This is a genomic window from Ruegeria sp. BI11 (assembly GCF_056538005.1).
The window spans coordinates 33988-46596 of record NZ_JBQFSM010000017.1 but is presented as its reverse complement, the minus strand read 5'-3'; the positions used below and the strand labels follow the sequence as shown (position 1 = coordinate 46596).

At 58.0% G+C, this 12609-nt stretch carries 20 protein-coding genes; 10 read left to right on the top strand and 10 right to left on the bottom strand.

The features are described from left to right. Positions 1-89 precede the first annotated feature (89 nt). Positions 90-452, top strand: coding sequence for a response regulator transcription factor (locus tag ACR0DT_RS23025; RefSeq protein WP_480713006.1), 363 nt, complete (start codon positions 90-92; stop codon positions 450-452). Here ACR0DT_RS23025 and ACR0DT_RS23020 read toward each other — a convergent pair. Then, positions 434-1423, bottom strand: a complete 990-nt coding sequence (locus tag ACR0DT_RS23020; RefSeq protein WP_480713005.1) for a glutathione S-transferase family protein — start codon at positions 1421-1423, stop codon at positions 434-436. The genes ACR0DT_RS23025 and ACR0DT_RS23020 overlap by 19 nt on opposite strands. Before the next feature lie 213 nt (positions 1424-1636). On the opposite strand from ACR0DT_RS23020, the gene ACR0DT_RS23015 reads away from it, so the two are divergent. Next, positions 1637-1990: a hypothetical protein gene (locus ACR0DT_RS23015; protein ID WP_480713004.1), complete on the top strand. Its 354-nt coding sequence runs from the start codon at positions 1637-1639 to the stop codon at positions 1988-1990. Here the strand turns inward: ACR0DT_RS23015 and ACR0DT_RS23010 are convergent. Beyond that, positions 1987-2535 (bottom strand): L,D-transpeptidase family protein, encoded by a 549-nt coding sequence (locus ACR0DT_RS23010; RefSeq protein ID WP_480713003.1) that lies wholly within the window; start codon positions 2533-2535, stop codon positions 1987-1989. The two genes, ACR0DT_RS23015 and ACR0DT_RS23010, sit on opposite strands and share 4 nt — an antisense overlap. Continuing rightward, a complete protein-coding gene (locus tag ACR0DT_RS23005) occupies positions 2519-3691 on the bottom strand; it encodes a MalY/PatB family protein (RefSeq protein ID WP_480713002.1) in 1173 nt (390 codons plus the stop codon). Before ACR0DT_RS23005 ends, ACR0DT_RS23010 begins: the two co-directional genes overlap by 17 nt. A gap of 94 nt (positions 3692-3785) precedes the next feature. Between ACR0DT_RS23005 and def (ACR0DT_RS23000) the strand changes: the two genes are divergently transcribed. The 6 genes from def (ACR0DT_RS23000) to speB all read left to right on the top strand — a co-directional run bounded on the left by def (ACR0DT_RS23000) (position 3786) and on the right by speB (position 7077). Beyond that, positions 3786-4304: a peptide deformylase gene (gene def, locus ACR0DT_RS23000; RefSeq protein ID WP_170411354.1), complete on the top strand. Its 519-nt coding sequence runs from the start codon at positions 3786-3788 to the stop codon at positions 4302-4304. Then, a complete protein-coding gene (gene def / locus ACR0DT_RS22995) occupies positions 4301-4795 on the top strand; it encodes a peptide deformylase (RefSeq protein WP_480713001.1) in 495 nt (164 codons plus the stop codon). The genes def (ACR0DT_RS23000) and def (ACR0DT_RS22995) overlap by 4 nt, the downstream gene beginning before the upstream one ends. Before the next feature lie 2 nt (positions 4796-4797). Then, complete coding sequence (fmt, locus tag ACR0DT_RS22990; protein ID WP_480713000.1) at positions 4798-5712, top strand: methionyl-tRNA formyltransferase; 915 nt, start codon at positions 4798-4800, stop codon at positions 5710-5712. Positions 5713-5717: 5 nt separating this feature from the next. Then, a complete protein-coding gene (locus tag ACR0DT_RS22985) occupies positions 5718-5954 on the top strand; it encodes a hypothetical protein (RefSeq protein WP_480712999.1) in 237 nt (78 codons plus the stop codon). A gap of 1 nt (position 5955) precedes the next feature. Next, positions 5956-6192 (top strand): GlsB/YeaQ/YmgE family stress response membrane protein, encoded by a 237-nt coding sequence (locus tag ACR0DT_RS22980; RefSeq protein WP_480712998.1) that lies wholly within the window; start codon positions 5956-5958, stop codon positions 6190-6192. 63 nt (positions 6193-6255) lie between these two features. Further along, on the top strand, positions 6256-7077 hold the full coding sequence (gene speB, locus ACR0DT_RS22975; RefSeq protein ID WP_480712997.1) for an agmatinase: 822 nt from the start codon (positions 6256-6258) through the stop codon (positions 7075-7077). Positions 7078-7134: 57 nt separating this feature from the next. Here speB and ACR0DT_RS22970 read toward each other — a convergent pair whose 3' ends face one another. From ACR0DT_RS22970 to ACR0DT_RS22940, 7 genes are all read right to left on the bottom strand, one after another. Next, positions 7135-7506: a YybH family protein gene (locus ACR0DT_RS22970; protein ID WP_480712996.1), complete on the bottom strand. Its 372-nt coding sequence runs from the start codon at positions 7504-7506 to the stop codon at positions 7135-7137. A 93-nt stretch (positions 7507-7599) separates the two neighbouring features. Next, on the bottom strand, positions 7600-8223 hold the full coding sequence (locus ACR0DT_RS22965; protein WP_480712995.1) for a trimeric intracellular cation channel family protein: 624 nt from the start codon (positions 8221-8223) through the stop codon (positions 7600-7602). Next, positions 8220-8687, bottom strand: coding sequence for a ribonuclease HI (rnhA, locus tag ACR0DT_RS22960; protein ID WP_480712994.1), 468 nt, complete (start codon positions 8685-8687; stop codon positions 8220-8222). The genes ACR0DT_RS22965 and rnhA overlap by 4 nt, the downstream gene beginning before the upstream one ends. Further along, a complete protein-coding gene (locus tag ACR0DT_RS22955; protein ID WP_480712993.1) occupies positions 8680-9264 on the bottom strand; it encodes a class I SAM-dependent DNA methyltransferase in 585 nt (194 codons plus the stop codon). Before ACR0DT_RS22955 ends, rnhA begins: the two co-directional genes overlap by 8 nt. After that, positions 9261-9713: a DUF3429 domain-containing protein gene (locus ACR0DT_RS22950; RefSeq protein ID WP_480712992.1), complete on the bottom strand. Its 453-nt coding sequence runs from the start codon at positions 9711-9713 to the stop codon at positions 9261-9263. Before ACR0DT_RS22950 ends, ACR0DT_RS22955 begins: the two co-directional genes overlap by 4 nt. After that, positions 9710-10660 carry a 4-hydroxy-3-methylbut-2-enyl diphosphate reductase gene (gene ispH, locus ACR0DT_RS22945; RefSeq protein WP_480712991.1) on the bottom strand — a complete coding sequence of 317 codons (951 nt, stop codon included), beginning with the start codon at positions 10658-10660 and terminating at the stop codon, positions 9710-9712. Before ispH ends, ACR0DT_RS22950 begins: the two co-directional genes overlap by 4 nt. Before the next feature lie 192 nt (positions 10661-10852). Then, positions 10853-11428: a LabA-like NYN domain-containing protein gene (locus ACR0DT_RS22940; RefSeq protein ID WP_058283597.1), complete on the bottom strand. Its 576-nt coding sequence runs from the start codon at positions 11426-11428 to the stop codon at positions 10853-10855. 140 nt (positions 11429-11568) lie between these two features. Here ACR0DT_RS22940 and folK point away from each other — a divergent pair, with 140 nt between their 5' ends. Together folK and rpoZ are read left to right on the top strand one after the other, a co-directional pair. Beyond that, positions 11569-12138 carry a 2-amino-4-hydroxy-6-hydroxymethyldihydropteridine diphosphokinase gene (gene folK, locus ACR0DT_RS22935; protein WP_480712990.1) on the top strand — a complete coding sequence of 190 codons (570 nt, stop codon included), beginning with the start codon at positions 11569-11571 and terminating at the stop codon, positions 12136-12138. A 95-nt stretch (positions 12139-12233) separates the two neighbouring features. Then, a complete protein-coding gene (rpoZ, locus tag ACR0DT_RS22930; protein ID WP_170350365.1) occupies positions 12234-12587 on the top strand; it encodes a DNA-directed RNA polymerase subunit omega in 354 nt (117 codons plus the stop codon). Positions 12588-12609: the final 22 nt, after the last annotated feature.

Below are 12609 nucleotides of genomic sequence, written 5' to 3'. Positions count from 1 at the left end.
CGCCGTTAACACTTTGTTAAGGAATAAGCGTGATCACAATTCATGGGGGTCGGCGCCATTCACTCTTGCCTGGGCCGAGGTTGTTGCAAATGAATGTTTTGATTGTTGAGAGTAACCCCGATCTTGGTCGGGTCTGGAAGAGACATCTGGAACGGCACGGCGCCGAAGTGACGCTGGTGGCCGGGCAGGAGGCCGCGATTCTAGCATTGTATGGTCAGGAATTTGAAATCATCGTGCTGGATCTGGTGCTTGAGGCGGGCAGCGCGTTGGCCGTGGCCGATTTCGCCAGCTACCGCCGCCCCGAGGCGCGGGTGATCTTTGTCACCAACACCACCTTTTTCTCGGATGGATCGATATTTGCCCACAGCCCGAATGCTTGTGCCTATGTGCAAAGTGAAACGCCGCCAGAGGATCTGGCGGCGATGGTCGAACACTATGCGGCGGGTCGCTGACCGCGGCCGTGCGGCTCCAAGTAATCCAACACCGGGTTCACTGGGATGATCCGGCTCGGATTGATCGTCTCGTGGCTATAGTGATAGTGGCGCACGATGTGGTTCATATTCACGGTCCGCGCGACGCCCGGCCATTGGTATAGCTCGCGGGTGTAAGCCCACAGGTTCGGATAGTCGATCAACCGCCGCTTGTTGCATTTGAAATGTAGGTGGTACACCGGGTCGAACCGGATCAGGGTCGTGAACAGCCGCCAATCTGCCTCGGTCACTCGATCGCCCAACAGATACCGGTTGTGGGCAAGGCGATCCTCGAGCCAATCCAGCGTGTCAAACAGCGGATGCACGGCGGCTTCATATGCCTGCTGCGTGGTGGCAAAGCCGGACTTGTAGACGCCGTTGTTGACGTCGGAATAGATGCGGGCGTTGACCTCTTCGATCTCGCCCCGCATGTCCTCGGGCCAGTAATCGTCGGTGTTGCGGGTGATGCCGTCAAAGGCGGTGTTGAACATGCGGATAATTTCCGAACTTTCGTTCGAAACGATGGTCCGTTGCTGCTTGTCCCACAGGATCGGTACGGTAACGCGACCCGAATAGGTGGGGTCAGCCTTTGTATAGACCTGATGAGCGTAATCGAGCCCATAAAGGGTGTCACCGGTCGCTCCATGGTCATCTGTTTCAAAGGTCCAGCCCCTATCCAGCATGTCAGGATGCACCACCGAAACTGAGATCAGGTCGCTCAGCTCCTTTAATTCGCGGAAGATCAGCGTGCGGTGTGCCCAGGGGCAGGCATGGCTGACATAGAGGTGATAGCGGTCTGGTTCCGCCTTGAAACCTCCCTTGCCGGATGGGCCTGCGCTGCCATCTGCGGTCAGCCAATTGCGAAACTGCGCGGCGCTGCGCTTGAAAGCGCCGCCAGTGGACTCGGTGTCATACCAGGTGTCGTGCCATTTGCCGTCAATCAACAAGCCCATTGCGTATCCTCCGCTTGTGCGTTTCGGCAAACATAGGGTGTAGATCACCGCCTTCCCACATGAGGGACCGCGCAAAGGCTCTGCGCCTGTGCACAGGGCGGACTATGATTTACCGGCAACAATTTAAACGCCCACAGCCCTATGTGACGGCCTTCACTGGATTTTTACAGTTGAGCGGTCACAATAGAGTCTATTACTGGGGGAATAATTGTTATGAGTACCTATGTTTCAAAGGAAATAAGCGCCGAATTGGATGCGGCGCGAATCGCGGGTCTGAAGAAAACCAGCCGTCTGCGTGTCGAGTTTGACGACAATACGTTTAAAATCCTCAGATTGTGGAAAGATGGCTTTACGGTTGAGGCCGCCACGACGCCGCAATTGCGTGGATTGGTCGACATCTATGACGGCGCGCGCCACCTGTATCAATGCTTGATCATCGCTGATGATGAAGAGGCTGGTGAGATGCGGTATGACTTCAAGCGCAGCACAGCCGCAGCGGACAAGGCGCCGCTGGACTTCTACCGCGCACCCGACGCACCGATTGCATTGTTGGCGCACAAAGACTAGGGGCGGATTTCCACCACGGTGCCGTTTGGCGTCAGGCTCCAGAGCTGTGCCATTTCGGCGTTTGAAAGGGCGATACAGCCCGCGGTCCAGTCTCCGGACAGTGTTATCCCCGCAATAGCATTTGGCTGCCCGTGTATGAAGATATCTCCCCCCGGATCAATTCCCTGACTTTGGGCGCGGGAGATATCCTCGGGCAGGGGGTAGTTGATCCCAAGGGAAAGGTGGTAAGCGCTCTGCGGATTGCGCCGGTCGATCTGGAAGATACCGACCGGAGTCTTTCCGTCCCCTTCCTGCTGTTTGTCACCTTCGGGCTCAAATCCAAGTGCCACGTCGGCCTTCATCACGACCGCACCGTCCAGCGTCGCGGTTAGCCGACGGGCAGATTTTTCGATCAGGATGTGATCGATTTGGGTCGCTTGTGGTGCCATCGGCGGCGCAGGCGGGCGAGGACCAAAGTGATGCCAGCCAACCCACGCCACACCAGTCAGAAGGGCAAGCAGGGAGAAAAGCGCGACCCTGCGCACGACCTTATTGAAGATCGCCAAATGCGTGTTTCAACCGGGCGCAGGCCTCTTCAACGCGACTGCGTTGGGTGGCTAGATTGAACCGTTCGAAGGTCTCTCCACCTGTGCCGAAACCAGGGCCGGACGATGTGGCGATTTTGGCGTCTTCTCGCAGGCGGCGGACAAACTCGTCGTGATCCATCCCGGTGCCGGAAAAATCGACCCAAGCTAAATAGGTGGCCTGCAAGGGCATCGACCACAGACCGGGGATTTCGGCGATTGCAGCGTCGAACATTTTGCGGTTGCCGTCCAAATGCGCCACCTGTGCATCCGCCCAAGCTGCGCCCTCTGGCGAATAAGCCGCAGTGACCATAGCCACACCCAGGGCGCTGGGCGCATAGTCCAGCGTTTTCAGCCGATGTCGCATGGTCGCGCGCAGTTTTGCATCGGGGATGATCATGTTGCCGGTCCGCTGTCCTGCGATGTTAAACGTCTTTGAGGCTGCGGTCAGGGTCACAGTCCAGGCGCGCGCCTCTGGCGCGGCAATATCCATCGGCACGAATGTGTGACCGGGATAGACCAGATCCTGATGCACTTCGTCCGACACAAGGATCAGCCCGTTACGTTCGGCAAAGGCGGCGACGGCCCGCAATTCGTCTGGGTTCCAGACCCGACCCGAGGGGTTTTGTGGCGAGCACCACATCAACAGCTTTTCAGATCCATCCAGCCGCGACTGTGCGTCCTCAAGATCGATGCCATAGCTGTCGCCCTGCCGAACTAGCGGGCATTCAACAACGCGCCGCCCGGCGGTATTAATCTTATAGGCAAACTCGTGATAGACAGGGGTAAAGATGACGACGCCATCCCCTGGCTGGGTCCAGACGTCCAGTGACAGGGCAATCGCGTTACCCAACCCTTGTGCGGTCAACACCCAATCAGTGTCGATTGTCCAATCGTGACGGTTCTGCATCCACCACTGAACAGCATTCAAATATTGCGGGTGTTCCCAAGAATAGCCAAAGGCCCCATGATCGGCAGCTTCCCGGACTGCCTCGATCACGCAGGGCGCCGTGGCGTAGTCGGAATCGGCGGTCCACATGGCCAGCCCATCCTGCGGTGAAACACCGTACAGCTTTTCCATCTTGTCCCATTTTGAGCTGTTGGTGCCCCGGCGGTCGATCAGGTCGTTGAAAGTCATGTCTGCTCCATATGTCCGGAGGAAAGCTAGCCACAATTCCAGCAGGTGCAAGGGGGGCGTTGCGGCGGGGGGCGGGATGGCCTAAATCAACCCCATGAAACGCAATATCCTGATACACCCCGACCCCCGTCTGAAAAAGGTCTGCGCCCCGGTGACCGACCTGTCGGACGAGCTGCGCAAACTGGCCGACGACATGCTTGAGACGATGTATGATGCGCCCGGCATCGGGCTGGCCGCACCGCAGATCGGCGTTCTGGACAGGCTGATCGTGATGGACTGCATCAAGGAAGAAGGCGAGACACCGCGCCCCCTAATCATGTTTAACCCCGAGGTCATCGCTTCATCGGACGAGACTAACGTCTATGAAGAAGGCTGCCTGTCGATCCCCGAGCAATTCGCTGAGGTGACACGTCCCAAAGTGGTGGATGTGACGTGGATGGATCGCGATGGGAACTTGCAGCAGGAGACGTTTGATGGGCTCTGGGCAACCTGCGTTCAACACGAGATCGACCACCTGAACGGCAAGCTGTTCATCGACTATCTCAAACCGCTGAAACGTCAGATGATCACCCGCAAGATGCAGAAACTCAAACGCGAGCAGGCCCGCGCATGACCGTTCGCACCTGCCTGCCATGGCCCGACAAACGTTTGCGGACCAAGGCCGAGGATATTTCTGAGATAACTGAAGAGGTTCGCGCGATCTGGGACGATATGATCGACACAATGGAGGCGATGCCTGGCGTTGGCCTGGCCGCCCCGCAGATTGGCGTAATGTTGAGGCTGGCAGTAGTTGATGGCTCGACCGAACGGGGCCGTGCGGTGCGTCTGGCAAACCCCGAAATTCTGCACAGCTCGATCGAACTGCGTGAACATGAAGAGGCCAGCCCGAACTTGCCCGGCGTTTCGGCCAAGGTGAAACGCCCACGTGCGGTGACGGTCCGGTTCCTGAACGAGCAGGGTATGGTCGATCGCCGCGATTTTGTCGGGATCGAGGCCACCAGCGTGCAGCATCAGATCGACCATCTGAATGGCCGGATGTATTTCGACCGTCTCAGTAAGGTCAAACGCGACATGTTGCTACGCAAAGCCAAGAAACAGGGGTAGAGATGCGCGTCATTTTCATGGGTACGCCTGATTTCTCGGTTCCGGTTCTGGATGCGCTGGTTGGGGCGGGGCATGAAATCGCCGCAGTCTATTGCCAGCCCCCGCGTCCAGCAGGACGGGGCAAGAAAGATCGTCCGACGCCCGTACATGCCCGGGCCGAAGCGCTGGGCCTGAACGTCCGCCACCCAGTTTCGTTGAAATCGCCAGAGGAACAGGACGCGTTTGCCGCACTGAACACAGATGTTGCTGTAGTGGTGGCCTACGGTTTGCTGCTACCACAACCCATTCTGGACGCACCGGCACAGGGTTGTCTAAACATCCATGCCAGCTTGCTGCCACGTTGGCGCGGGGCTGCTCCGATCCATCGGGCGATCATGTCGGGCGATGCGGAAACCGGCATTTGTATCATGCAGATGGAAGCCGGTCTGGACACTGGCCCCGTCCTATTGCGGCAGGCCACTGAAATTGAGCCGCAGGAAACCACTGCGCAGTTGCATGATCGCCTTGCACCGTTGGGCGCTGACCTGATTGTTGAAGCACTGGCCCGTCTGCCCGAGTTGACGCCCGAACCGCAGCCCGAGGAAGGCGTGACCTATGCCTCGAAAATTGACAAGGCCGAGGCGCGGGTCGACTGGACCCGTCCGGCGGCTGAAGTGGATCGCCAGATACGCGGCCTGTCACCCTTTCCCGGCGCATGGACTCTGATCGGAGGGGATCGGGTCAAACTGCTCGCCTCGAAATTGGCTGAAGGTCAGGGTACGCCCGGAGAGGTTCTGAACGACACGCTGCGTGTGGCCTGTGGCGACGGGGCGATTGACCTGTTGCGCCTGCAACGGGCAGGTAAAGGGGCACAGGATACAGAAACCTTCCTGCGGGGCTGGCCAGTTGCCGCCGGAACCCGCCTGAGTTCGGAGTAAACCAGATGTTCATGGTCTTGATGGGCACCGTCGTGATTGCCGGTATCGTGGGCTATCTGTCCGAGAAAACCGCGTTTACCCATAACGGATACCTGCCCTCGATCATCATTTGCGTGGGTGGGGCGTTCCTGTTTTACTTTGTCCGCATCATGTTTGGTGTCAGCTTTGGCCCACCTGGTATGAACGCAGTTCTGTCTTCCATCGGTGCACTGATCATCGTGCCAACGCATTGGAGAAAATAACGTGCCCGTCATTGCCCTGATCGTCATTGGTGCTGCCGCCGGATTTCTGGCCACCCGGTTGATGCGGATCGAGGCGGATATTCCAACCACAATGCTGATCGGCATTGTGGGCGCTCTGGTGGGCGGGTTCCTGCTGCGCTTTTTGATTACCGTGGCGGGTTGGCTGTCTGGCTTTGTTGGTGCTGTGCTAGGCGCCTTGCTGGTGATTTGGATCTGGCAGACTTATCTGCGCCGCTAACATCTTGACCTTTGGGCGGGATATCGGCCAGATCGCCGACATATCCAACCCGAAAGGTACCCCATGCCATACGACCTGAACTCTGGTGACGTCGCTCTGATGGGGGTGCCGTTGGATTTGCACTCGTCTTTTCTGCAGGGACCTGCCTTTGCGCCGGGCCGCATCCGCGAGGCGCTGCATTCCGGGGCTGCCAACCTGACCGCCGAGGATGGCACTGATTTGGGTGCGACCGACCGGTTCAAGGATACCGGTGATTTGGATGTGTTCGAGATGATCGGGCAGGAACCCATCGACCGGATCGAAGCGGGCGCCGCCACCCGGATCGCAACCGGTGCGCGGCTGTTGTCATTGGGTGGGGACCACTCGGTTGCTTATCCCCTGATCAAGGCACATGCCGAACGGTATGAGGGGCTGAACATCCTGCATATCGACTCGCATCCTGACCTTTATGACAGCCAGCAGATTGGGCCCTTGGGTCACGGTTGCCCGTTCGCGCGAGTGATGGAGACCTGCAAGATCAATCGATTGGTGCAGGTGGGTATCCGCACCATGAACAAGCACCAGCAGGATCAGGCTGATAAATTCGGGGTCGAGGTCATCGATATGCGTTCATGGCGCCCCGATCTTGAAATTCGCTTTGACGGCCCGGTTTACCTGTCACTGGATCTGGACGCGCTGGACCCGGCCTTTGCGCCGGGCGTGTCGCATCACGAACCCGGCGGGCTGAGCACGCGTGAGGTAATCAATCTGATCCACCGGTTCGAAGGGCAGCTTGTCGGCGCGGATATTGTCGAGTTGAACCCCCATCGCGATCCTTACGGAATGACCGCAATGGTGGCAGCGAAATTCGTCAAGGAAATCGGCGCGAGGTTGCTGTCGCGCTGACGCAATAGAGTTAAGAACTATCGCCGCCCAACCCTTGGCTGGCGATTGGGCGCGACTTTATGGCAGGTCACTGTTGAAGATGGAAATTTTGACTTTCCAACTACCGTCGGGCTGACGTTTCAGGACGTTGACGAATTTTCCCCGCTCGGGCGGGTCCGAGTTTTCGATGGCATAAGTCCCGACTTGATAGGCCATATCCCCCTGGACTTCGAAATCGATCAATTCGTTTTCGTGGGTGCCTCCGGTATTCTCTTTGATCCGAGACCGGTAAGTTTCTAGAAAAGCTGCCTTGCCGTGCGTCATGGGTTCTCCGGGGGGCAGCAGCATGATGTCCTCGGTAAAAAACGCGGCGCAGCCTTCAGCGTCACCACGATTAAAGGCCTCGTTATACGCGGCATCGAAGTCTTCTAGCGTTTTCTTCATGTCCATGGGCACTCTCCGTGGCGGCTTTTGTCATGAAAGATCACCTTCATCGTGCCACGCAAGGCGTTGATCCACAAAGGTCTGCGTTTTCTGATCAAGTTATTGCCGTGGTGGGCGGCTTTTGTAGACGGGCAACTGCCAACCAAATAGCAGTGATCCCGCCCGTAAGGCCCAGCAAATCAGCGCACAGGCTGCCAGAGTAGCAAGCTCATCAAACCCAAGACGATCCGCTACCACTGCGCTCATTGCGCCTGCAAAGGCGCAAGATACATACAGTTCGCCTTGTTTCAGAACCAGCGGCACCTCGTTGCAGACTACGTCGCGCATCAGCCCACCCAGACAGCCGGTGCAGACACCCATCAGTACCACAATGACGCCGGGCTGGTTTAGAGCCAGCGCCGCGCCAGTCCCCGCAGCCACCGCGATTGATAGGGCAAAACTGTCCAGCCAGATCAGAAGGTTGTATCGGCTTTCCACCAGATGTGCGGTAAAAAACACCAGCACAGCAGCGCCGGTCCCAATCAGGATATAGCCGGGCTGGCCGACCCAGAATATCGGATGACGGTCCAGCAGCAGATCACGCACCGTACCGCCACCCACCGCTGTCAGGCAGGCGATGAAGGCAAAACCCACTAGGTCCAGTTGCGCCCGACTGGCCACCAAAGCACCGGTCAGGGCAAAGACCAGAACCGAGGCATAGTCCAGCAGGGCAAGCCCGTTCATGCCTGCGTCTTTTTCGGTTTGAACGGGGCCATGCCGGCGCGGGCCAGTTCATCGGCCTTTTCGTTTTCGGGGTGACCTGCGTGGCCCTTGACCCATTCCCAGGTCACATCGTGCCGAGTCTGGGCCTCATCCAGCCGCTGCCACAGGTCGACATTCTTGACCGGCTTCTTGTTCGAGGTCTTCCAGCCGTTCCGCTTCCATCCGAAGATCCACCCAGTAACGCCATTTTTCACATAGGCGCTGTCGGTGATGACGGTGATTTTCGAGGCGCGCTCCAACGTCTCAAGTGCGCTGATCGCGGCCAGCAATTCCATGCGATTGTTGGTGGTCTCGGCCTCGCCGCCCTTTAGCTCGCGCTCTTTCAGGACTTTGTCGCCATTCATTGCGCGCAGCAGCACGCCCCAGCCGCCAGGGCCGGGATTGCCGGAGCAGGCACCGTCGGTATAGGCAAACAACTCAGGCATGGGCCAACACCAGAATGAACCCGTCATAAGACCCGGCTAGACCGGTGCCCATGCCGGTGGTGATCCGGTCTACAGAGAACCCGGCCTGTTCCAGCGCAGCTTCGATCTCAGTCTGTGAGAAATAGGTGTAGTAGCGGTCCAGATCGTCGCGGTGTTCGCCGGTGCCTAGCTTCAGACCTAGGAAAAAGATGCCTTCGGGCTTCAATGCCCGGTGAATAGACGCCAGATGGCGCGGGAAATCCGCGCGCGGGGCGTGCAGCAGTGAAAAGCTGGCATAGACCCCGTCATATGTCTCCACCTCGGTCACATCGTCAAAGGTGCCCAGATGTGCATCGACGCCATTTTCCCGAGCGTGTTCGACGAAGGCCGAAGTTGCGTCCAATGCACGAACTGTCAAACCCTCGCGCATAAAAAAGGCGCTGTCTGATCCGGGGCCCGAGCCCAAATCCAGAATGTGACCGCTGCCAACAGCCTCAGCAAAGGCCAGGCGGGCCTCAATCTGTTCCGGGGGCAGGGGGATCTGCAGGTATTCTGCCACACGCGTCGTATAGGCGTTGATGGTTTTTTCGTCGGTCACAGGTACACTCCTACAGCCAGACAGGCGACTACGATGGCGGTCAATAGGATACGCAACCGCAGCCACCAGGTTGGCGTCAGCCGCCAATAGGCAAAGAGGGCGTCCAGCACCAGCACCCCGGCAAATCCGTACATCAAGTGAGTGCCGGCGCTGACCGGGCCGCCACCGGTTTTGGCAAAGGCCCACAGCGCGGGCAAAACCGAAAGCACATAGCAGGTCGCCGCCTTGCCGCCTGAGGTTTTGGTCGCGAACCCCCACAGAACACCAGACATGAAACTCAGGATCACTGAGCCATAGAACAACTGAACATAGGGCCCTACAAACCGCGACCCAAACATCTGAGTACCCCAGCTGTGCAGATCATCGTTCAGATAGGTCAGCGCGCCCCAGATGAACGGGATCAGTCCTGCCAGCCCAAGAAAAAGCGGGGCCGTTGGTATGCCCCTCATGCAGGTTCTCTCAGCACGCGGGGGACTTTGAACTCGACGCTTTCCTTGGCGGTTTCGACCAGTTCGACGGTGACATCGTAGTGAGCGCGAAAGGCGTCGATCACCTCGTTGACCAGCACTTCGGGTGCGGACGCCCCGGCGGTGATGGCAACCGAAGAGATACCATTAAGCGCGCGCCAGTCGATCTCGGTCGCGCGTTGCACCAGTTGCGCATAGTTGCACCCGGCGCGCGAAGCTACTTCGACCAGACGGCGCGAATTCGACGAGTTCGGCGCGCCGACGACCAGCAAGGCATCCGATTTTGGGGCCACGGCTTTGACGGCCTCTTGCCGGTTGGTAGTGGCGTAGCAAATGTCTTCCTTATGCGGGCCGACAATAGCCGGGAACCGCTGTTCCAGCGCCGCAATGATGTCCTTGGTGTCATCCACCGACAGGGTGGTCTGAGTAACAAAAGCCAGTTTGCCCGGATCGCGAACTTGAACGGTGGCGACATCCTCGACCGTTTCGACCAGCAAAACCTCGCCCTCAGGCAACTGCCCCATGGTGCCGATGGTTTCCGGGTGGCCTTTGTGACCGATCATGATCATCTGCAACCCGGCCTCGGCGTGGCGCTGGGCCTCGACATGGACCTTGGACACCAGCGGGCAGGTGGCGTCGACATAGATCATCTCGCGTCGCTCCGCAGTTGCGGGCACGGATTTCGGCACGCCGTGGGCCGAGAAAATCACCGGGCGGTCATCGGGACATTCGTCCAGTTCCTCGACAAACACAGCACCCTGCGCGCGCAAACCGTCAACGACAAATTTGTTGTGCACAATCTCGTGGCGCACATAGACCGGCGCGCCCCATTTCTGCAGCGCCATTTCGACGATTTTGATGGCGCGGTCTACACCGGCGCAAAACCCGCGCGGGGCAGCGAGGTAAAGAGTCAGGGGGGGCTTGGTCATATTACGGTCTCCATAGGCCACAGGTAAGTCTTTTCCCGGCCTTGGTCCAGACAGGAGCTTGTCATTTCCCTGACATGAATCGGTGCTAGCCAATAGATGTTTCAGCACCTGTTCATTGTTAAAAAAGGCGCGGTCAGGACTGAGACCCTGACCGCGCCAATTTCTTCCCCCGGTTTGATAGGTGGCCGGGGCTTATTGTCCGCCGGCAGCTGCGACGCTGCGCGGCTCCATCGGCATTTCACGCGGAGGCCGTCCGATCACATCGCGCAGGTCTTCAAGTTCGATAAAATTATCGGCCTGGCGGCGCAGCTCGTCCGAAATCATCGGCGGCTGGCTACGAATGGTCGAAACAACCGAAACACGCACGCCCTGACGCTGCAGGCTGGCAATCAACGGACGGAAATCCCCATCGCCCGAAAATAGCACGATATGATCAACGCGCGGTGCAAGTTCCATGGCATCGACGGTCAGTTCGATGTCCATATTTCCTTTGACTTTCCGACGCCCCATGCTGTCGGTGTATTCCTTGGCCGGTTTTGTCACCATGGTGAAGCCGTTGTAATGCAGCCAGTCAACCAAGGGACGGATCGGCGAATACTCGTCGTTTTCCAGAAGCGCTGTGTAGTAGAAAGCACGAAGCATTTTGCCGCGGCGCATAAACTCCTGGCGCAGCAATTTGTAGTCTATATCAAACCCCAGTGCTTTTGCGGCTGCATAAAGATTCGAGCCGTCGATGAACAGCGCTAGCCGTTCGTCTTTATAAAACATAAATAGATCCTTCCGGTACAAACCAGCGGCGCCGGGTGATAGGTGAGTGAGCTAGTAAATAAGCGACGCGCTGATATGCCTATAATTAGGGCATTTAAAGTGTATCGCAAGCATGCAATTCGCCGAATATAGGGAGTTATATGAGCAATTTTTCGTCAAAAGCGGTTATCGCACTGGGAGCAAATCTCAATTTGAGAGACTCTGGGCCCAGGGTGACACTTCAAAGGGCACTTGACGCGATATTGCGTCAGGGGGTGGTGATTCGCGCCGTCAGCCGCTTTTTTGAGACCCCGTGTTTCCCTGCCGGGGCCGGGCCGGATTACGTAAATGCCGCCTCATTGATCGAGACCGAAAAGACCCCTGGCGAGGTCTTGCAACTGCTGCATGAGGTCGAACATGAATTTGGCCGCGAGCGGGTGCAGCGATGGGGTATGCGGACATTGGATCTGGACCTGGTCTGCTATGACGACGTGATCCTGCCAGATCGAACTGAATATGACCGTTGGCTGAACCTGGCGCCCGAGGCGCAGAAACAGCGGGCACCCGAGCAATTGATCCTGCCGCATCCACGCTTGCAGGACCGGGCTTTCGTGTTGGTTCCGATGGCGGATGTGACCCCAGACTGGCGGCACCCGGTGCTTGGCCGCACGGTGACCGAAATGGTCGCTGACCTGCCTGTCGGGGATGTCGAGGCTGTCACCCCTCTGTGATTGGTACGGTTGACGTTATTTCCTGCTTGTCAAGGCGGGGATTCGCGCTTAGATAAACGTCTTCCTGACATGGATTCAGTAACGGAGAGCGCCCCATGGCCCGCGTGACGGTTGAAGATTGCGTAGACAAGGTTCCAAACCGGTTTGAACTGGTGATGCTTGCCGCCCATCGTGCGCGCGAGATTTCCGCCGGTGCATCGATTACCGTAGACCGAGACAACGACAAGAACCCTGTCGTGTCGCTGCGCGAGATTGCGGATGAAACCCAGGGTGCCGACGAACTGCGCGAACGTCTGATCGAAGCCAACCAGACCCAGATCGAGGTGGACGAGCCGGAAGAAGATCAGATGGCTTTGCTGATGGGTGCGGAATCGGACAAGCCGGTCGAGGATGACATGTCGGAAGAGAAGCTGCTGCGCGCTCTGATGGAGGCTCAAGGCCAGGGGTAACCCAAGCTACTACGCAAGGTGC

Excerpts from the sequence above, each read along its gene's own strand:
- ACR0DT_RS23005 (WP_480713002.1), bottom strand. The coding sequence starts at position 3,691 with ATGACTTTCAACGACCTGATCGACCGCCGGGGCACCAACAGCTCAAAA.
- speB (WP_480712997.1), top strand. The coding sequence starts at position 6,256 with ATGCCATACGACCTGAACTCTGGTGACGTCGCTCTGATGGGGGTGCCG.
- def (WP_170411354.1), top strand. The coding sequence starts at position 3,786 with ATGAAACGCAATATCCTGATACACCCCGACCCCCGTCTGAAAAAGGTC.
- rpoZ (WP_170350365.1), top strand. The coding sequence starts at position 12,234 with ATGGCCCGCGTGACGGTTGAAGATTGCGTAGACAAGGTTCCAAACCGG.
- folK (WP_480712990.1), top strand. The coding sequence starts at position 11,569 with ATGAGCAATTTTTCGTCAAAAGCGGTTATCGCACTGGGAGCAAATCTC.
- ACR0DT_RS22940 (WP_058283597.1), bottom strand. The coding sequence starts at position 11,428 with ATGTTTTATAAAGACGAACGGCTAGCGCTGTTCATCGACGGCTCGAAT.
- ACR0DT_RS23015 (WP_480713004.1), top strand. The coding sequence starts at position 1,637 with ATGAGTACCTATGTTTCAAAGGAAATAAGCGCCGAATTGGATGCGGCG.
- ACR0DT_RS23025 (WP_480713006.1), top strand. The coding sequence starts at position 90 with ATGAATGTTTTGATTGTTGAGAGTAACCCCGATCTTGGTCGGGTCTGG.
- def (WP_480713001.1), top strand. The coding sequence starts at position 4,301 with ATGACCGTTCGCACCTGCCTGCCATGGCCCGACAAACGTTTGCGGACC.
- fmt (WP_480713000.1), top strand. The coding sequence starts at position 4,798 with ATGCGCGTCATTTTCATGGGTACGCCTGATTTCTCGGTTCCGGTTCTG.
- ispH (WP_480712991.1), bottom strand. The coding sequence starts at position 10,660 with ATGACCAAGCCCCCCCTGACTCTTTACCTCGCTGCCCCGCGCGGGTTT.
- ACR0DT_RS23020 (WP_480713005.1), bottom strand. The coding sequence starts at position 1,423 with ATGGGCTTGTTGATTGACGGCAAATGGCACGACACCTGGTATGACACC.
- ACR0DT_RS22950 (WP_480712992.1), bottom strand. The coding sequence starts at position 9,713 with ATGAGGGGCATACCAACGGCCCCGCTTTTTCTTGGGCTGGCAGGACTG.
- ACR0DT_RS22985 (WP_480712999.1), top strand. The coding sequence starts at position 5,718 with ATGTTCATGGTCTTGATGGGCACCGTCGTGATTGCCGGTATCGTGGGC.
- ACR0DT_RS22970 (WP_480712996.1), bottom strand. The coding sequence starts at position 7,506 with ATGGACATGAAGAAAACGCTAGAAGACTTCGATGCCGCGTATAACGAG.
- rnhA (WP_480712994.1), bottom strand. The coding sequence starts at position 8,687 with ATGCCTGAGTTGTTTGCCTATACCGACGGTGCCTGCTCCGGCAATCCC.
- ACR0DT_RS22965 (WP_480712995.1), bottom strand. The coding sequence starts at position 8,223 with ATGAACGGGCTTGCCCTGCTGGACTATGCCTCGGTTCTGGTCTTTGCC.